Below are 21931 nucleotides of genomic sequence, written 5' to 3'. Positions count from 1 at the left end.
TAAAGTTGTTACTTATAGCTGGCTTTATATAAAAAATGGTTTTATTTGTGTGTGTTTTTACGCAATTCTGATTTTTTACTCTCCACTTATTATATTTTTAATAATTTAAGTTATATTGAAGTCCCTATGACCCTATGTTTTAATTGTGAAAATTCATTTTATCCTCTGGAGGCAAATTTATTAAATACGTATGGTTATAACGCGTATTAAAAAGAAATATGTCCTTAAAATGATTTAGAGTTTCAATGATTAGCTAACAAATCTATTTATCGGCGGGTGGTTTTAATTTGCTGATGACTATTTTTTATTTATGAGCTGAGAGCTTATGCGATACCTATTATTGAGGAAGATATAGTTAGTGCAATAATTGATGTCTACCTAATTAAAAAATGAAGAGTGTTTTTAATTAAAGCACTCATCTTTGTTGTGGGCGCATAAAAATGGCGTCGTTGTTTTTATTTTTCTGATTACGAGATGTAAGAAAACTGAAATCTATAAAGCGTATTGGTAGCAGGAAGCCAAGGGCGGTAGCGTTCACTTTCTGAATAAGTTGAGCATCCTTTATTCTTTCTAATCCACAAAAACATTTTATTCACAATGTAATATCAGGAGACAACATGGAAGACGAAAGTAATCCGTGGCCTAGTTTTGTTGATACATTCTCTACGGTATTGTGCATTTTTATATTTCTTATGTTGGTGTTTGCACTTAATAATATGATTATTATGTATGACAACTCAATTAAAGTTTATAAAGCAAATATAGAGAGTAAGACTAAATCTACTGCTCAAAATAGCGGAGCCAATGACAATTCAAATGCTAATGAAATAGATAATAAGGAAGTGAATACACAAGATGTGTCGGACGGAATGACTACAATGTCAGGTAAGGAGGTTGGAGTATACGATATCGCCGATGGTCAGAAAATTGATATAACATCTACAAAAAATGAGCTTGTTATTACGTATCATGGCAGGCTGAGAAGCTTTTCAGAAGAGGACACTCATAAAATAGAGGCTTGGTTAGAAGACAAAACCAATAGTAATTTATTGATAGAAATGGTTATTCCTCAGGCAGACATCTCTTTCTCTGACTCTCTACGACTGGGATATGAACGGGGAATTATTTTAATGAAAGAGATTAAGAAGATATATCCTGATGTAGTTATTGACATGAGTGTTAACTCCGCAGCATCAAGTACAACGAGTAAAGCTATTATCACGACTATTAATAAAAAGGTGTCAGAGTGAAATATATAAATCATTACCGCTATTTGTTTGTCTGTTTTTTCCTTGCCATACTCCCTTTTTTCGCTTTATCTTTTCCCGGTATAAGAGAGTATGTCTTTGATAACTTCATGGTTTCTGCAATTTACAATGGAGTCATTATTGCCATTTATATTACAGGTTCTTTGTGTGCATTATTCACTATTCTTAAAAACATTTCAGCAAAAGACATATTAATAGCTCAGGACGCCAGTAGAAAAAATAGCATTCTTTCTAACCTCAATCAGGTTTTGTTTGCCGGGGAGCCCAAACAGTGTGATTTCAATTTACTGATGGAATTAGATGACAATGTGTCTACCGCCCGTAACCAACGATTGTCATTTATTATGAGCTGTAGCAATGTGTCGACGCTTGTTGGCCTGTTGGGGACGTTTGCGGGTCTGTCTATTACGATTGGTTCAATCGGGAACTTATTGAGCTCGCCATCAGATGTTGGCGGTGATAATGCAAGTAATACACTCAATATGATCGTGACAATGGTAGCGTCGCTTTCTGAACCATTGAAAGGGATGAATACCGCATTTGTATCTTCTATCTATGGTGTTGTTTGCGCCATACTCCTGACCTCACAAAGTGTTTTTGTTCGCAGCTCCTATTCCCTTGTTTCTACGGAAATCAAAAAATTAAAAATCATAAGCAACAGATCCAATAATAAACAACGAAGCCTGCGGGTTGAATCAGAGACGCTTGTAGAATTTAAAGAGTTGTTTAAAGCGTTTTTTGATAACTACCTGACAGTTGAAAACTTACGGGCGCAGGATGAAGAAAAGAAACGAGTGATGCTATCAGATAGCTTTGTCACTTTGCAAAACCGAATATTGGATAACTCAGCAAAACTGGAACAACTTTCTACGCTGATTGATGGTTATCTGGTAAGCAGTAACGAAAATCTCAAAAAATTATCTGACGGTGTAATAACAATTACCTCTCGTTTATCTGAAGGTAATATCCTGCTTGCTGATAATAATGCACGACTGGAGGCAATGAGTACAATACAAAATATTATAGATAAAAAGAATGATTCAATAATGGCATCAGTTGATAAATGTTATCAGGAATCTCTTTCACATGGTAAGACCATAAACGATATTGCCGCTGGCAGTGCCGATATTTCCCATACTCTCGATGGGCTGAGAAAAGAAATGGATGAGGATATGAATAATGTTCATTTAGCGCTATCCGATCTATCGGCTACTGATAAAAAGATTATTACTAATACTAAAGAGATTAGTGCTGAAATGGTTAGCTACCGTGATACCTATATGCCATTAATGGAAAAAATAACATCTATGCATCAGGAAATAGTAAAGCAACGTTTGTTAAACAAGGAGGAAAAAAATGAAGATTAAGATGTTTTTTCTGACGACTGCTTTTATTACACAAAGCACATACGCCAGCGAGCTTCCGGTCATTCCTCTAAGAGATTTAGTTAATGCCGCATTAACACATCAGCCCTCTGTTGCTGTTTCATATTATGAGACTGAAAAGAAAAACAGTGACTTAGATCTTTCACGGGCAGCACTTTATCCTACCCTGGATCTAACATCTGGCCTTAATAATAACAGAAAGGAGTCGTCAGGTACCGAGAGGAACGTTGAAAATAAGGTGTCTTTATCATACCGAATAACGGATTTTGGAGTGAGGGGGGCTAATATCAGGAAATCTGAATATGAAAGAGATAATAGTAAAACTGACTATGAAAAAACAAAGAATATAGTGTCTCAGGAGGTTGTGACAACCTATTACAACATCAGTAAATATCGTGAAATGATTGATGGCGTAAATCTGGAGAAAGAGTTTTATAAAAAGATGCTGGAAACTTTTTCGTTGCTGGTATCTTCCGGTGTAGCGATGCAATCTGATATGCGTAAAGTACAAGTATCTATCGATGCATTAAATACCAGAAGCATTATGTATCAGTCGATGTTGGATGATGAAATGTATAAAATGCAGAATATGACTGGTCTGAATTTATCGCCAGTTCAGATTCAAAGCGATGAAAAATTCAACCTCTTCAAAAAATATATCTTTGTCGAAAGCCCTGAAAAACTTATGGACATGGTGATGAAATACAACGATGACTATAAGATGCTTGTCAATACCCGAAAAGCCGCGACCGAAGATATTAATGCCGCAAAATCATCCTATTTTCCGACTGTAGATCTCGTGTCCAGCTATGTACAGAATAACCCGAGCGGTAGTGCCAAAAAAAGTGATTATGAAGATGAATTTAAAACGGGTATCAATGTCAGTTTCAACATTTTTAATGGGTTCAGAAATTCAGCCCAGGAAAGAAAAATGGTGGCAAGTTACTCGCAGGCTAAGCTGCAAATTGACGATTTTTTGATTAAAACGCGTTATAACATTGATTCACAACTTTCAAGATACGCCGCTGCAAAAGAGACTTACTCAGTGGCGGAACGTTCACATACAAACGCGTTACAGCTTACTAAATTATATGAGCAGGAGTTTCAGTTAGGGCAAAAAAGTTTGCTTGATTTAATTTCAAGCCGTAATGAAGCATTTCAGGCATATGTAAGCATGATCGACAGCAAATATAGCCTGTATATTTTAAAGTTACAGCAACTCTCATTGATTTTTCATTTAATGGATTATTTAAAAGGAAATACTGAAAGTGAGTTAAATGTAATGAAATGAATAGAAGACAAAGCGATCATCTCATGATGATAATTATTTCTTTGACGATCTTAATTATTATCCTTACCTACTTTATAGAAATTAATTCAGTGGTTCATGGTCAGGGCGTTATCACTACTAAAGATAATGCTCAGTTAATATCTCTTTCTAAAGGAGGGACGATACAAGATATTTATGTGGCCGAGGGTGATACTGTAAAAAAAGGAGAACTCCTTGCAAAGGTCGTTAACCTTGATCTGCAAAAAGAATATCAAAGGTATAGAACTCAAAAAGGGTATCTGGATAAAGATGTTAACGAAATATCTTTCATTCTTGATAAAGAAAATGAGAGTGGGTTGATTACCCTGGATGGTACCCGTTCTTTAAGCAATAAAGAGGTAAAAGCGAATATTGAATTAGTGCATAGTCAGATAAGAGCTAAAGAGTTAAAAAAAACCTCTCTTGATTCTGAGATTAGCGGATTACAAGAGAAGCTGAGTTCGAAAGAAAAAGAACTTGCATTGCTTGCCGAAGAAATAAATATTCTTTCTCCACTGGTAAAAAAAGGAATTAGCCCATATACCAATTTTCTTAACAAGAAACAGGCGTATATAAAAGTTAAGTCTGAAATTAATGATATTGAAAGTAGCATCACTTTAAAAAAAGATGATATTGAGCTGGTTGTTAATGATATTGAGGCGCTTAATAATGAATTGCGCTTATCTTTATCTAAAATAATATCTAAAAATCTCCAGGAACTTGAGGTTGTTAACTCTACATTAAAAGTAATAGAGAAGCAGATAAATGAGGAGGATATCTATTCACCGGTTGACGGTGTAATTTATAAAATCAATAAAAGTGCCACTACTCATGGTGGTGTGATTCAGGCGGCAGACTTACTTTTTGAAATAAAACCAAAAGTAAGGACTATGCTGGCCGATGTGAAAATATTACCCAAATACCGTGACCAAATATATGTAGATGAAGCCGTTAAACTGGATGTGCAGTCAATTATCCAACCAAAGATAAAATCGTATAATGCGACTATCGATAATATTAGCCCTGATTCCTATGAGGAAAATACCGGAGGAACAATTCAGCGTTATTATAAAGTAATTATTGCATTCGATGTTAATGAAGATGATTTACGGTGGTTAAAACCAGGTATGACTGTTGACGCTAGTGTAATTACCGGAAAACACAGCATTATGGAATACCTGTTATCTCCCTTGATGAAAGGCGTGGACAAAGCCTTTTCAGAACCAGTTAATACTAAACGATTAGATACACCTTGAGAGTGAATATAATATTATGGGAAATAAAAGCATACAAAAGTTTTTTGCCGATCAAAATTCTGTAATTGATTTATCTTCTTTGGGTAATGCCAAAGGCGCAAAAGTTTCTCTTTCCGGGCCAGACATGAACATTACCACGCCGCGTGGTTCAGTGATCATTGTCAATGGCGCTCTTTATTCAAGTATCAAAGGCAATAACCTCGCTGTTAAATTTAAAGATAAGACTATTACCGGCGCTAAAATTCTGGGCAGCGTAGATTTAAAAGATATTCAACTGGAGAGAATTGACAGCTCATTGGTTGATTCTGCTCAGGTAGAAAAGAAAGGTAATGGCAAACGACGAAATAAGAAGGAAGAAGAGGAATTAAAAAAGCAGCTTGACGATGCTGAAAACGCAAAGAAAGAAGCTGATAAGGCGAAGGAAGAAGCAGAGAAAGCTAAGGAGGCTGCAGAAAAAGCGCTCAATGAAGCGTTTGAAGTACAGAACTCATCAAAGCAAATGGAAGAAATGCTGCAGGAATTTTTGGCTGACAATGTAGCAAAAGACAATCTGGCTCAGCAAAGCGATGCTTCCCAGCAAAATACACAGGCTAAAGCAACGCAGGCTTCTAAACAGAACGATGCTGAAAAAGTTCTTCCTCAACCTATTAATAAAAATACCAGCACTGGCAAAAGTAATAGCAGTAAAAATGAGGAAAATAAGCTCGATGCCGAGTCTGTTAAAGAGCCGCTTAAAGTCACATTAGCGCTTGCGGCCGAGAGTAACAGCGGTAGCAAAGATGATAGTATAACTAATTTTACCAAACCTCAGTTTGTAGGTAGCACTGCTCCCAATGCCACGGTTATTATTAAAATTAATGGTATTGCTGTCGGTCAGGCTGTAGCGGATAGTTTGGGTAACTTCACCTTTACAGCGCCTGAAACATTGACTGATGGAACATACAATCTGGAGGCAGAGGCCAAGACTGCTGATGGAAGCGGTAGCGCCAAACTTGTCATTACTATCGATTCCGTTACCGATAAGCCAACATTTGAACTTTCGCCTGAAAGTAGTGTGTCCGGTCATAAGGGCTTAACGCCGACCTTGACGCCTTCAATTGTTGGTACGGCGGAAGAGAATGCTAAGGTTGACATTTATGTAGATAATAAACTGGTTGCCAGCGTTGATGTCGATAAAGATGGAAACTGGAGTTATGAATTTAAAGATAATGAACTATCTGAGGGCGAAAATAGTATAAAAGTCGTTGCCGTAGATAAAGCAGGTAATAAAAACGAAACGACGGATAGTATCATAACCGACACCATTCCTCCGGAAAAGCCGACGATTGAGCTGGATGATAGTAGTGATTCCGGCATTAAAAATGACAACATTACTAATAGCACCCTGCCAACATTTATTGGTGTGGCGGAACCTGGTTCTACAGTCTCTATTTATCTTGGACTTAAACATCTTGGTGAGGTCATTGTTGCTAAAGATGGGACATGGAGCTATACGCTTACTACGCCGCTCAAGGATGGCGAATACAATATAACAGCAACTGCTACTGATATTGCCGGGCATACCTCAGCGACGGCAAATCTGCCTTTTACTATTGATACACGTATCAGCTATTTCAGCGCTGAGATTGAAACGACTGATGATAGCGGTATTGTCGGTGATAACGTTACTAACAATACTCGCCCAACCTTTACAGGTAAAACTGAGCCAAATGCTATTATCAGTGTCATAAATAGTGAGACTGGCGAAGAGGTTGTTTTTAAAGCGAATGACCAGGGTGAATGGACGTTCAATTTCACTTCAGACTCAGTGGAAGGGATTAACAATCTTACGTTCACTGTTGAAGATGTCGCTGGCAACAAAAAGGATTTTTCCTTTAGTTACGTTATTGATACTATTGCCCCTCTACCTCCGACGGTTTCTTTGGAAGATTATGTTGTTTTGCCGAATGGTATAATTTTATCAGGGAATGATTTACCGGCTTTAGTCGGTACGGCAGAGCCAAAGTCTACCATCTTATTGATGCGAGATGGTAAATTATATGACAGCATTGAGGTTGATTCAAACGGGACCTGGAATTATCAGTTTAGTAATAAATTTCTTCAGGGTGCCTATGATATTGAAATCATTTCTCAGGATGCCGCCGGTAATAAATCCTCTACTGTTAAATATTCTTTTACTATTCAAACTGAAGTTGTACCTCCAAAAGCGGAACTCGATGCCAGTGATGATTCCGGTGCAAAAGGCGACTGGATTACCAATAAACATAATGCTCTGACATTACTGGGAACAGCGGATAGGTTTGCTACCGTAAATATCCTTATCGATGGTAAAACGATAGGCGTGACGACTGCGGATGCAGACGGTAACTGGAATTTTGATATTTCCCGAAATCTGTCTGACAATGTTTATAAGATTACGGTTGAATCCATCGATCCTTTAGGAAGAACGTCATCTGTAGATTATCAGCTTACCATTGATAGCTTTACGCCGATCCCTACTGTTATGTTGCATGATAGCGCTGACTCTGGCGTTAAAGGCGATATGATTACTAAAATTAATACGCCGTTGTTTACCGGGATGGCTGAAGCTAATGCTAAGGTTTCCATCTATGTTGACGGTGTGTTAAGTGGCGAGGCTATTGCTGGCGATGATGGTGTATGGAATTTTCAATTTACCACAGCGTTATCCGATGGCTCGCATGACGTAACGGTAAAGGTAGAAGATATTGCCGGTAATACTGCCTCCTCATCAGCGTATAATTTCCAAATCGTAACACAAACGCAAAAACCAACAATAGAGTTGGTCAACGATACGGGGGTTGATAATACAGACCATATTATTAATGAAAAGAATCCTGCACTGACAGGGACCGCTGCACCCTATTCAACGGTTAAACTCTATGTTGATGGCGCACTGATCGCTGAGGTCAGAACAAATAAAGATGGCAGATGGGAGTATACCCTGAAAGCCGATCAAGGTTTGGTTGATGGCGATCATAGAATAACCGCTTCAGTTGAAGATATCGCTGGCAACATTGCCCATTCGGATCCTTTCTTAATTAGCGTCGATACTGCTATTTCAATACCGATAGTTTCATTGAGCCCGGATTCAGATTCGGGAATTTCAGATGATAATTTAACGAATATCGTTAAACCTACCTTGCACCTAAAAGATATTGATCCGGACATTATCAGTGTTCAGGTATGGGATGCCGCGTCTGATACGCAGATCGGTGTTGCCACGCAACAACCTGATGGTTCATGGGCCTATACCTTTACTTCAGATTTAACGGAAGGCTTGCATCAGGTTTATGTCAAGGTTGAGGACATTGCGGGTAATAAAGCGAACAGCGCGGTATTCGATTTTACTATCGATACCACAGTATCAACGCCGGTGATTTCCCTGCTTTCTAAGGATGATACGGGGGTTACAGGCGATAACCTGACCAACATCAATAAGCCAGGTTTTGCTATTTCCGGTGTTGATGCCGATGCGCATCGGGTCGTCGTACAGGTGATGCACAATGGCGTGAGCGAAGAGATCGAACTTTCCCACCACAACGGTAGCTGGTTATTTACACCAGGGAATACGTGGGCGGATGGCAGCTACACGTTAACGGTGAAAGTAGAAGATAAGGCAGGAAATACCAACTACTCAGCACCGCTGACGGTCGTTATCGATACCCAAATCGCCATTGATGGGGTGGAACTGGTCAACGATAGCGGCGTGAAAGGCGATAATATGACCAACGACGATCGTCCCCACTTTCGTGTGACGGTACCTACGGATGTCAATGAAGTCCGTCTGAGCATTGACGGTGGTAATTCGTGGGTTCAGGCAACTCCGGGCGTGGCAGGAAGCTGGGAGTATATCTGGCCGACAGACCTGGCAGATGGTCAATACACGCTAACGGTGGAAGCGACTGATAAAGCAGGCAATACCGTGACGAAGACCATCGATTTCGCGGTGGATACCACGCTGTCAGTGCCGGTCATCGTACTGAATAGCGCGGACGATACCGGTGTCCAGGGCGATAACATGACGAATCGCACCCAGCCGACATTTGCCCTGCAGCATATTGATGATGATGCCGTTCGCGTTACGGTCAGCGTGGAGCATGGCGGCGTCACCACCACATTTGACGCCACGAAAGGCACAGGCGGATGGACCTTTACGCCGCCAGCATTATGGGCGGATGGTGATTATACCCTGAGTGTGTCAGTCGAAGATAAAGCGGGGAACACCAGCCATTCTGCATCGCTGACGGTGACGGTGGACACGCAAATCGCCATTAATAACATTGAACTGGTCAATGACAGCGGTATTCCCGACGATAATCTGACTAATAATGTGCGTCCGCACTTCCAGGTGACGGTACCGACGGATGTTAACGAGGTACGCCTGAGCATTGACGGCGGCAAGACGTGGGTAACAGCGGCGCTGAAGGCAGCCGGGGTTTGGGAATATATCTGGCCGGATGATGTGACCGATGGCTCCCATACCGTGACGGTGGAAGCAATCGATGAGGCGGGAAATAAGGCAACACAGACGCTCGATTTCACCATCGATACCACTCTGTCTGTGCCGACCCTCTCGCTGGACAGCGCAGATGACAGCGGCATCGCGGGCGATAATATCACCAATGTTAAAACGCCGGGCTTTACCCTCAACAATATTGATACCGATGTCAGCCGGGTAACAGTGGAGGTAATGCACAATGGCATTAAACAGGAGGTGCCACTGGTTCAGACCGGCGGACAGTGGCGCTTTGCGCCGACCAGCGACTGGGCGGACGGCGACTATATCCTGACGGTGAAGGTAGAAGATAGGGCCGGAAATGTGAAGCAGTCCGCGCCGTTGACGGTGACAGTGGACACGCACATCGCCATTGACCGTATTGAACTGGTTAACGACAGCGGTATCCCCGACGATAATCTGACCAATGAAGCGCGCCCGCACTTTCAGGTGACAGTACCGGCGGATGTTAACGGTGTAAGACTGAGCATTGATGGCGGCAAAACGTGGTTTGACGCCACGCAGAGCGGGACGTCGGGCGTCTGGGATTACACCTGGCTGACGAATGTGGCTAACGGCCCTCACACCCTGATGGTGGAAGCGTCCGACAAGGCGGGAAACAAAACGACGCAGAAACTGGACTTCATCATCGATACCCTGCTGTCAGAACCGACGATTACCCTGGACAGTGCGGATGATAGCGCCGCTGGCGATAACATCACCAACGTTAAGATGCCAGGCTTTACCCTCGGTAATATCGACGCCGACGTGACCAAAGTGGTGGTGACGGTGGCGCATGATGGTAAGAACCAACAGATAGAGTTGATTAAGAACGGCGGTGTGTGGCGCTTTACGCCGGGCGCAGCCTGGACCGATGGCGACTATACGCTGACGGTAAAGGTAGAAGATAAGGCGGGTAATACAAATTATTCTGCGCCGCTGACGGTGACTATCGATACGCAAACGTCTATTGATCGCATTGAACTTCTTAATGACACGGGTATTGTTGGGGATAACCTGACCAATGAAGCACGTCCACAGTTTCATATTACGGTACCGACGGACGTGAACTCTGTGCAACTGAGTCTTGATGGCGGCATCAACTGGGTTAACGCAACGCTGACGTCTGACGGCGTTTGGGAGTATATATGGCCGACAGAACTGGTCGAAAATACGTATACCCTGACAGTGAAAGCAACCGATGTTGCAGGCAACACGGCGACGGAAACGCTCAATTTTACCATTGATACCACATTGTCGACACCGACCATCACGCTGGACAGCGCAGATGATAGCGGCACCGCCAACGATAATAAGACTAACGTTAAAACGCCGGGTTTTATTATCGGCGGTATTGATTCTGACGTGACTCAGGTCGTCGTGCAGGTGATGCGCGATGGTCACAGCGAGGAGGTGGAGCTGACGCAGACTAACGGGCAGTGGCGTTTTGTACCCGGCAGCGCGTGGACTGATGGCGACTATACGCTGACGGTAACGGTGAAAGATGAGGCGGGTAATATTCGCCACTCAGCGCCGTTGACGGTCACCATCGATACGCAAATCGCCATTGACCATATTGAACTGGTCAATGACAGCGGTATTCCCAACGATAATCTGACTAATAACGTGCGTCCGCAGTTCCAGGTGACGGTACCGACGGATGTCAACGTGGTGCGCCTGAGCATTGACGGCGGCAAAACGTGGTTTAACGCCACACAGAGCTCGACGTCGGGCGTCTGGGATTACACCTGGCTGACCGATGTGGCTAACGGTTCTCACACTCTGACGGTGGAAGCGACCGACGCGGCGGGAAACAAGGCAACACAGAACCTGGAGTTCAACATCGACACCCTACTGTCAGAGCCGACTATCGCTCTGGACAGCACGGACGACAGCGGAACAAAAGGCGATAACCTGACCAACGTGAATAAGCCGACGTTTATACTGGGCAATATTGACGCGGACGCACGGTATGTCACGGTTGAGGTACAGCATGGCGGCACGAAAGAGGTGCTGACGGCCACCAAAGGCGCGACCGGCATCTGGAGCGTGACACCGACCGGTATGTGGGCGGATGGCAGTCATACGCTTACGGTGAGGGTGGAGGATGATGCGGGTAACGTAAAATACTCATCGCCGCTGACGGTTACGGTCGATACCCAAATCACCATTGATGATATTGAACTGGTTAATGACAGCGGTACTAAGGGCGACAATCTAACTAACGACGCCAATCCACATTTCCGCATCACGGTGCCAGGGGATGTCAACGAAGTCAGTCTGAGCATTGACGGCGGTGTAACCTGGGTTAAGGCGATGCAAAGCTCGAAGTCGGGCGTCTGGAATTATACCTGGCCAAAGACATTGGCAGATGATGACTACACGTTAACGGTGAAAGCGACTGATAACGCAGGCAATACGGTGACCAGGACGCTCGACTTCACTATTGATACCACGCTGTCGACGCCGGTTATCGTACTGGATAGTGCGGACGATACCGGTGTCCAGGGCGATAACATGACCAATCGCACCCAGCCGACATTTAACCTGCAACATATTGATGATGATGCCGTTCGCGTTACGGTCAGCGTGGAGCATGGCGGCGGCGTCACCACATTTGACGCGACTAAAGACGCAGGCGGATGGACCTTTACGCCGCCGACATCATGGGGGGCGGGCGATTATACCCTGAGTGTGTCAGTCGAAGATAAAGCGGGGAACACCAGCCATTCTGCATCGCTGAAGGTCACTGTCGATACCCAAATCGGCATCGACAATATTGAACTGGTTAACGACAGTGGTATCCCCAATGACAACCAGACCAACAACGTGCGCCCGCAGTTCCAGGTGACGGTACCGACGGATGTCAACGTGGTGCGCCTGAGCATTGACGGCGGCAAAACGTGGTTTAACGCCACACAGAGCTCGACGTCGGGAGTCTGGGATTACACCTGGCTGGCTGATGTGGGAGAGGGGAAGCATACCCTGACAGTGGAGGCGACCGACAAGGCGGGAAACAAGGCAACACAGCAACTGGAGTTCACCATCGACACCCTACTGTCAGAGCCGACTATCGCTCTGGACAGCACGGACGACAGCGGAACAAAAGGCGATAATCTGACCAATGTGAATAAGCCGACGTTTATACTGGGCAATATTGACGCGGACGCACGGTATGTCACGGTTGAGGTACAGCATGGCGGCACGAAAGAGGTGCTGACGGCCACCAAAGGCGCGACCGGCATCTGGAGCGTGACACCGACCGGCACATGGGCAGATGGCAGTCATACGCTGACGGTGAGGGTGGAGGATGATGCGGGTAACGTAAAATACTCATCGCCGCTGACGGTTACGGTCGATACCCATATTGCCATTGATGATATTGAACTGGTTAATGATAACGGTATTCCCGGCGACAACCTGACCAATGACGTTCGTCCACACTTCCGCGTCACGGTGCCAGGGGATGTCAACGAGGTACGTCTGAGTATCGACGGCGGTAATACGTGGGTTCGTGCAACACAGGGCACGGCAGGGATCTGGGATTACACCTGGCCGAAAGATGTGACCGACGGGCTACATACCCTGACGGTAGAAGCGACCGATAAGGCGGGAAATAAGACGACGCAGACGCTCGATTTTACCATTGATACCCGGCTGTCAACGCCTACCATCACTATGGATAGCAGGGACGATACAGGCGCCATTGGCGATCATATTACGAGCGTCAAAACACCGGGCTTTACCATTGGCAATATTGACTCCGATGCGCACTCGGTCATTTTGCGGATCACGCAGGGCGGCAATAGCCAGGAAGTGAAACTGACCCAGGTCGGCGGTCAGTGGCGCTTTACGCCAGATGCTGACTGGGCGGACGGTAGCTATACGCTAACGGTAGAAGTCCAGGATAACGCGGGGAATGTCCGCCAGTCCACGCCGCTGATAGTGACGGTAGATACGCAAACCAGCATTACCGATATTACATTGGTCAATGATCATGGCGTGCCTGATGACAATCTAACTAACAGCACCCGTCCGCAGTTTGAGATCACGGTGCCGGCGGATGTGAATTCTGTGCAACTGAGCATTGATGGGGGCGCAAACTGGGTGAGCGCGGCGCAGGGTATCGAAGGCGTCTGGGGCTATACCTGGCCAACGGATATGGGCGATGGAAAACACACCCTTACCGTCATGGTCACCGACAGAGCGGGCAATACGGCGACGCAAACGCTTGAATTTTTCATCGACACCCGGTTGTCGACGCCGACCATTGCGCTGGATAGCACGGATGATACCGGTACGCCTGGCGATGATATGACCAATCGCACCCGACCGACCTTTATTCTGCAGAATATCGATTCGGATGTTATCAACGTTACAGTCAGCGTCACGCATAATGGAACGACAACCTCGTTTACCGCGACACAGGGGGCTGGAGGCTGGAGCTTTACACCGCCAGCGCCGTGGGGCGACGGTGATTATACGCTGACGGTGACAGTGGAGGATCGGGCGGGAAATACGCGTCCGTCTACGCCGCTGACGGTGACAGTGGATACGCAAATAGCCATTGATCATATTGAATTAGTCAACGATAGCGGCGTCCCTGGCGATAATGTGACAAAACATGTGCGTCCGCAGTTCCAGATCTCGGTACCGGATGATGTGGAAAAGGTTCTTCTGAGTATTGACGGCGGCACGACCTGGGTTACTGCAATCAAGAGTTCGACGGCTGGCATTTGGGATTACACCTGGCCGACGGATATGCCAGAGGGACAGCATACCCTGACCGTGGAAGTGACTGACGGTGCGGGTAATAAGATGACAGAGACGCTCAATTTCACTATCGACATCACGTTGTTAACGCCAACCATTGAGCTAGCGCCCGATCAGGATACCGGACAGAATAAGAACGATAATCTGACCAGCGTCACTCAGCCGGTATTTGTGTTGGGGAGTATCGATAAAGATGTTCGACACGTGGAATTGAGTATTGAGCATAACGGCACGTTTAAAACGGTGGTACTCACCGAATCAGCCGACGGCTGGCGCTATCGACCGGATGCTGCTTTGGCGGACGGTAGCTACACATTCACCGTGACGGTAACAGATGTGGCAGGCAACCAGCAAACATCCGCGCCTTTAAAGGTGACGATAGACGGTACGTTGACTACGCCGGTGATTGAACTGGCAGCTGGCGAAGATAGCGGTACTGTTGGCGATCGCCTCACCAAACACGATCGGCCTGTGTTCGACATACGCCAGGTTGATTCTGACGTTACGCGCGTGATGGTCAAAGTAACTTACAACGGTAAAACGCACGAGGAAGCGGCGGTATTCACCAATGGTCAATGGCGCTTTACGCCTTCTGCGAGCTGGGCTGATGGCTCATATCAGTTAGCCGTTGTGGTGGAAGATCTGGCGGGGAATGTAAAAGAGTCTGCGCCGTTAGAGGTGCGTATTGATACCACGACAACCATTAACAATATCGTATTGCTTAATGATACTGGCGTGCAGAATGATCAATTAACGAATGTTGCCAAACCGTCATTCAGAATTGACGTTCCCGGTGATGTCATCCAGGTACGCGTAACCCTGGATGGTGGCGCTAACTGGAATGTGATACGCAAAAATGCCGACGGACAGTGGATTTTTGAAAGTCCGAACACGTTGGGTGACGGTACTCATACCCTTCGCGTAGAGGCCACTGATGAGGCCGGTAATATTGCGAATAAAGATTTAGTATTTAATATCGATACTAATATACAGGTTCCGACTATTGCTTTAGACGCAGGACAAGATACCGGAGCGAATACCGCCGATAATATCACTAATATTTCACGACCCACCTTTACGATTGGTAATGTTGACCCCGATGTTATCAAAGTCGTGGTGACGATTGATGGTCATAATTATAACGCGACTAAGGTTGGGGCTGGTTGGCAATTTACACCAGGCAATGCCATTCCGGATGGTTCTTATAATATTACCGTTACGGTTGAAGATAAGGCAGGGAATACCGCGACATCGAAACCATTACCTGTTGTGATAGATACGACGGCTGAAATTGAAAGCGTCACGTTGGTTACAGATAGCGGCGATAGCGATGTAGATAACATTACCAAAGTCGACAAGCCGCAGTTTAGTATTGTTACCGCTGATGATATTACCCATGTGCGCGTTAAAATCGATAACGCCGCTAATTGGATTGAACTCACAAAAGGAGGGGATGGCCGCTGGATATTTAATGTCGGTTCGGCATTACCTGATGGGAAACACACTCTCTTGGTTGATGTGACTGATATCGCCGGCAACGTTGCGCAAGAAACGCTGCAGTTTACGATTGATACGACTCTGCGAGAGCCGACAATTGTACTTGATCCCACCCATGATACTGGTGATGATACTAATGATAATCTTACCAGGATTAACAAACCGGTGTTTATTATCGGTAATGTCGATAATGATGTATCACACATTGTGGTTCATATTGATGGTCGGGATTACACCATTGAAAACACAGGGGGGAATTTAACCTTTACGCCGGATCAACCGCTGTCTGACGGTCAGCATACGATCTCTGTTACCGTAACGGATATTGCTGGTAATACCAAAACATCGGCCGAACTGCAGATTGAAATCGACACGCAGGTTCAGATTGACAGTGTTACGTTAACAACAGATAGCGGCGTCAACGATCACGATAATGTCACCAATGCTACCCGTCCTTCTTTTGAAATTGCAACGCCTGATGATGTGACATCGGTGCTGGTTTCTTTCGATGGCGTAAACTGGACGCCCATCAGTAAAAATGCGGCCGGGCAGTGGCAATTTACTGCAGGTAGCGCATTGTCTGATGGTCATTATACTCTCCATGTCCAGGCGACGGATCGGGCAGGGAATACGGCAAATTCCACGCTGGGCTTCACCGTGGATACGCAGATTGACGGCCTGAGCGTCGTGATGCTGGACGACGCCGGAAAGGATTCTACGGATGGTATTACGAATATTACCTCTCCACGTTTTGAAATTTCAGCCAGAGAACCGCTGCAGAGCGTGACGGTAATTTTAAACGGGAAATCCAGCACACTGACTCAGGGGGCTGGTAATAAATGGCTATTTACCCCTGATACACCGTTAGTGGATGGAACTTACAAAATAGAAATAGTGGCTGAAGATATCGCAGGTAATAAAATTAGCAAAGAGGTATCATTCACAATAGACACTATTGTTTCTGATCCCAGTATTGATTTGCTGGATGCGGATGATACTGGCGAAAGCGCTGTTGATAATATTACGAGTGTCACTAAACCACGTTTCGTTATTGGCAATGTACCCGCCGATATTGATACTGTGGTAATCAGAATTAACGGCGTTTCTTATCCGGTTACGGCAAATGGCAATAACCTCTGGGAATTTCAGGTTCCCGTTGCGTTAAACGATGGCGTATACGAAGCCGTTGTTGTCTTCAGAGATATTGCCGGAAATACTTCTGAAACTAAGCTGCCCTTTACCATTGATACCACGACAAGCGTCAGTGTCAGAATGGAGCCAGCGTCTGATACCGGCAGCTCCAATAGCGATAACCTTACGAATAAGCAAAATCCCAAATTCGAAGGTACTGCGGAGCCTAATGCGAAACTGGTGATTACCATTGTTGACGATAAGTCAGGTCGGGAGGTTCTAAAACACACGATTACGGTTGGCGCCGATGGCAACTGGAGTGTGACGCCGAATATACTGCCGGATGGCATGTATACCATCAACGTCGTCGCAACAGATGTCGCGGGAAATACTGCGCAAACGCAGGAAAGATTCACTATCGATACGGTTACGATCGATCCCACCATTCGCCTTTCGGATCCATCTATTGATGATCAGCATGAAGCAACCAGCCTACGTCCTGAGTTCAAAGGGCTCGCCGAAGCGTTCTCGACGATTATGATTCAGTGGGATGGGAAAGTGGTCGGCTCGGCAAACGCCAATGCGAATGGCGAATGGAGTTGGACGCCGCCATCAGTATTAGCGCCAGGCTCCTATGTTGTGAGCATTGTTGCCAAAGATAAAGCGGGTAATGAATCGTCGCAGGTCGACTTTCCTGTAGTAATACCGGTTATTGATGTCACGCCTCCAACCATAAAGCTCAGCGAGGAGAGCGATAGTGGTGCCTTAGGAGACTTTACCACGAATAATAAAACGCCGACCCTGGTTGGGAACACGTTACCTAATGCGATTGTGAGTATTTATGTGGATGGCGTGAAGGTCGGCGAGGCGACAGCGGATACAGCGGGTCGATATACTTTCCAGTTATCGGAAATGAAAGATGGCCATTATGTCGTCCAGGTGGGTATCGTCAACCCTCGCGATAATAGCGAACTGCGTTCCACCGCCGTTGATGTCACTATCGATACCGAGGTTGCTGAACTGGTATGGAATATATCTGGAATGCATGAGGGCGGATATATCAATACGGTGACGCCGGAGATTGGCGGCACCAGTGAGCCAAACAGCAAAATCACTATCTTTGTGAATGGCGTTGAAAAAGCGATTGCTTATACGACAGGCGCAGGACACTGGGGCGTAGTATTACCCGCTTTGGGTAATGACGGTAATTATGAATTAACGTTTAAAGTTGAAGACGTTGCCGGCAATATCAGAGAGTTTGGTCCGCAGAATGTAATACTGGATACAGTAATTTCGCCGTTAACCGTGGTATTACGCGAAGCTGATGACAGTGGCAAAGTTGGCGACTGGATCACCAATAAATCTCATGTCACCATCGATGGTACTGCCGAAGCCGGAAGTACTTTAACCATCAGGAATCCGCAGGGGGTGGTTATTGCTACCCTGGTGGTAGGCAATGATGGTCGATGGAGCGCAGAATTAGATCTGCGTGAAGGTAGTAATGCCTTTGTCGTGGTATCGGAAGATAAAGCGGGCAACAGTCAACAAAAAGATATTCTGATAGAACATGATACGCAGATTGAAATCAGCGATATTTCATTAAGTCGGGATACTAATAGCGGTGATAAATATGATCTGATTACCAATAATAAGTCTCCGGTACTGGTTGCCATGACCGATCCCGGCGCGACGGTACAGGTTTATATTAATGGTGTGTTACAAGGCACAGTAGAGGCGAGTTCGTCAGGTAATATTAGCTATACCATGCCGGCAAATAGCGCCGACGGCGAGTATCAGGTGCAATTTGTTGCTACGGATACTGCTGGTAACCGGGTTGAGTCTGCGATTACAACCGTGACAATCGATTCTAAAATTGCTGTCTTTGACATTGATGAAGATTCATTACCGGCCCTCTCTAATAACCGGGCGTTGTCAGTCTCAGGTGTCGGGGAGGCTGGTTCTCAGGTCAGCATCTTTGTCGATGGTAAATTAGTCAACGTTGTTATGGTTGAGGCTGATGGCACATGGCGCGCGCCGATACTGCTGCAAGATGATGGTACGTTTAATATTCATTTCAGCATTACTGACGTTGCTGGCAACACTGAAGTGAGCAAGGATTATAGCGTGGATGTCGATTCATCAACCGCCTTCCCAACGCTCAACCTTGAAGATGCGAGCAACTCTGGTTCACTTGACGATCTGATTACTAGTCACAACAAGCCTGTGTTAGTAGGCACCGCAGAAGCGGGAGCCACAATCCATATTTATGTGGATGAAAAGATCGTGGCAAATGTGCTTGTGCTTGAAGATGGAACCTGGTCCTATCAGTTTGATAATGCGTTAAAAGATGGTGAATATTCTATCCGAGTGGTTGCCGAAGACCCGGCAGGTAATACGGCAGAATCGCCTCGCTTACTCGTCACGATAGATACCAGTACGTTTATCGATAATCCTGTTATGATGGCAGGTTCTGATAACGGTATTTTCAGTAATGATAGTATAACGAGTCAAACCCGGCCTGCGTTTAGTATTTTTGGAGAAATGAACCAGAGTGTTCAGATTTTCATTGATGGAGTGCTAGTCGATACGATCACGGTGACGGACAGAAATCAAGTTTATCGACCTGAGTCACCGTTGGGCGATGGTTCCCATAGCATTTATTATGTTATCACCGATAAAGCAGGCAACACGGCTACCTCGAAAACGCTAAACTTTACTATCGATACCTTTAATACGACGCCTGTCGCCATTGATTCTATCGGCGGACAAACGTTAGCAGAGATGACCGGTAGTGATGGCAAAATATATATAACGGACACGACACGTAACTTATTATTTAGTGGCAGTGCCGAGCCCAATAGCAAAATAGAAATCATCATTAATGGCTTAAATGTGGGGGAAGTTTGGGTTAATGACAAAGGCCACTGGCAGATGCCGGTGAACCCGCTTTATTTCACAGAAGGCCAGCTGGATATCAATGTTAAATCTACGGACCGTGCTGGTAACGTAAATCAGGAAAAGTATTCCATTTGGGTCGATACGCATATCCAGGTATTTACCAGCGAGCTTGATGACAATAAATCATCATCGAAAACGGACTGGTGGAGTAATAGCTCCACTATTACCATGAGAGGTATGGGGGAAATTGGCGCTACGGTATCATTAATCGTGGCAGGGGTCACGCTGGCAACCGCTGTCGTTGCGGCTAATGGGAAGTGGGAGTTATCGACCGATCGGCTTCCGGAAGGGAAATACGATATCACGTTGAGTATTGAGGATAACGCAGGCAACCGTAAGGAAGAGGTACATGAAATATTTATTGATCGAACGCCGCCAAACGCTCCGGTCGTAACTTATTCAGATATTGTCAACGATCTAATTATTATGCAGGGAACGGCGGAAGCCAAATCTCAGCTAATAATAACCGATAGTAATGGGAATACTTATACGTTAACCGTTCCTGATAATGGTAAATGGAGTATGGCGATCCCGTATCCATCGGAAGGGAAGTTTACCATTACGAGTGTGGATGCGATTGGTAACCGGAGTGATGATGTCCCTCTCGATATCATGAAAGAGACTCCTGTTATTTCATTATCTCCAGACTCAGACAGTGGTACGGCGGGCGATAATATTACGCGAGATAATCAGCCTACCTTTATTATCGGGAATCTGGAAAGCGATGTTGTGGTCGTTCAGGTCGATATCAATGGGACCGTATATAATGCTGAAAAAAATGCCGATGGCGTTTGGTTCTTTACGCCAGGTACACCGTTAGCTGATGGTTCCTACACGATATCGGTAATCGCAAGCGATGCCGCGGGTAATCAGAAAAACTCGTTACCCATTACCGTTACGATCGACAGTACGCTGACCGTGCCGGAGATTGCGCTGGCAGCAGGTGAAGACAATGGCGCTTCAGACAGCGATAACGTGACGAATCACAATCACACCCAGCCTAAGTTCACGCTGCAGCATATTGATGCTGATGTGACCGGGGTGACTGTAAACGTGACGCATAATGGCGTGACAGACATCTATCAGGCGACGCAAGGCGCGGATGGCTGGACCTTCACGCCGCCAGCCGCCTGGAATGATGGTACCTACACGCTGAGCGTGACGGTGGTGGATCGCGCGGGGAATTCACTGCAATCTGCTTCGCTGGAGGTGACGGTTGACTCAACGGTGACGGTAACAGCGGATAGCCAGCATGACGATGCGATCGATGACGCCACGGCAACAGCGGTTACTCCACCGGAGTCTGAAACAGTGAATGCCGAAAGCGCTACGCATCTCCGTACAGTGCCGTCTGCGGCGGAAGAAAGCGTGGTGAAGGAGACAGCCTATAGTATTACATTGTTAAACGCTGACTCTGGGGATGAAATAGATCGTTCAATTAGTCAGACACCTTCTTTTGAAATATCAGTACCTGAGAATATTGTTAATGTCAGTGTTATGTTTGAAGGAGAAGAGTTTACTCTGCCGATAACTAACCAGAAAGCAATATTCGAAGTTCCGCTATCTTTGGAAGATGGTGAATATACTATGGACGTGAAATTCATTGATAAGGACGATGATTTCCTGATTAAGGAAAAAACATTCTCAGTCGATCACTCCTCGGCAGATATTGTGAACGCAATGAATGCAAGAGGAAAGACCGAGGACGATATTAATGATTCCCCTTCCACGAGTTCTGTAGGGCACAACAATAACGGCGCTATTGATGTTTTCGCCGTTAATGAAGTTACGCTACCTGTAGATAATCAAGAAGAACACGCATAATAACGGAGACCCCT

General features: G+C 45.4%; 5 protein-coding genes. All 5 read left to right on the top strand.

Going from position 1 to position 21931, the window contains the following annotated elements; genetic code table 11:
• Positions 1-617: 617 nt before the first annotated feature.
• Genes siiA through siiE form a run of 5 tightly spaced genes read left to right on the top strand, consistent with a single transcriptional unit; the run spans position 618 to position 21917 of the window.
• Positions 618-1250, top strand: coding sequence for an SPI-4 type I secretion system auxiliary protein SiiA (gene siiA / locus ACLJQD_RS05310; protein WP_017441250.1), 633 nt, complete (start codon positions 618-620; stop codon positions 1248-1250).
• Positions 1247-2635, top strand: a complete 1389-nt coding sequence (locus ACLJQD_RS05305) for a MotA/TolQ/ExbB proton channel family protein (protein WP_017441249.1) — start codon at positions 1247-1249, stop codon at positions 2633-2635. The genes siiA and ACLJQD_RS05305 overlap by 4 nt, the downstream gene beginning before the upstream one ends.
• Complete coding sequence (gene siiC / locus ACLJQD_RS05300; protein WP_023242873.1) at positions 2625-3944, top strand: SPI-4 type I secretion system protein SiiC; 1320 nt, start codon at positions 2625-2627, stop codon at positions 3942-3944. Before ACLJQD_RS05305 ends, siiC begins: the two co-directional genes overlap by 11 nt.
• Positions 3941-5218, top strand: a complete 1278-nt coding sequence (siiD, locus tag ACLJQD_RS05295) for an SPI-4 type I secretion system protein SiiD (RefSeq protein ID WP_001081935.1) — start codon at positions 3941-3943, stop codon at positions 5216-5218. Before siiC ends, siiD begins: the two co-directional genes overlap by 4 nt.
• 16 nt (positions 5219-5234) lie before the next feature.
• On the top strand, positions 5235-21917 hold the full coding sequence (gene siiE, locus ACLJQD_RS05290) for a non-fimbrial adhesin SiiE (protein WP_017441247.1): 16683 nt from the start codon (positions 5235-5237) through the stop codon (positions 21915-21917).
• The last annotated feature ends 14 nt before the right edge of the window (positions 21918-21931 follow it).

The organism is Salmonella sp. SAL04214 (assembly GCF_046550615.1).
GTDB lineage: Bacteria > Pseudomonadota > Gammaproteobacteria > Enterobacterales > Enterobacteriaceae > Salmonella > Salmonella enterica.
The sequence above is the reverse complement of the archived record's forward strand: the minus strand, read 5'-3'. Positions and strand labels throughout refer to the sequence as shown.

Excerpts from the sequence above, each read along its gene's own strand:
- siiA (WP_017441250.1), top strand. The coding sequence starts at position 618 with ATGGAAGACGAAAGTAATCCGTGGCCTAGTTTTGTTGATACATTCTCT.
- siiC (WP_023242873.1), top strand. The coding sequence starts at position 2,625 with ATGAAGATTAAGATGTTTTTTCTGACGACTGCTTTTATTACACAAAGC.
- siiD (WP_001081935.1), top strand. The coding sequence starts at position 3,941 with ATGAATAGAAGACAAAGCGATCATCTCATGATGATAATTATTTCTTTG.
- siiE (WP_017441247.1), top strand. The coding sequence starts at position 5,235 with ATGGGAAATAAAAGCATACAAAAGTTTTTTGCCGATCAAAATTCTGTA.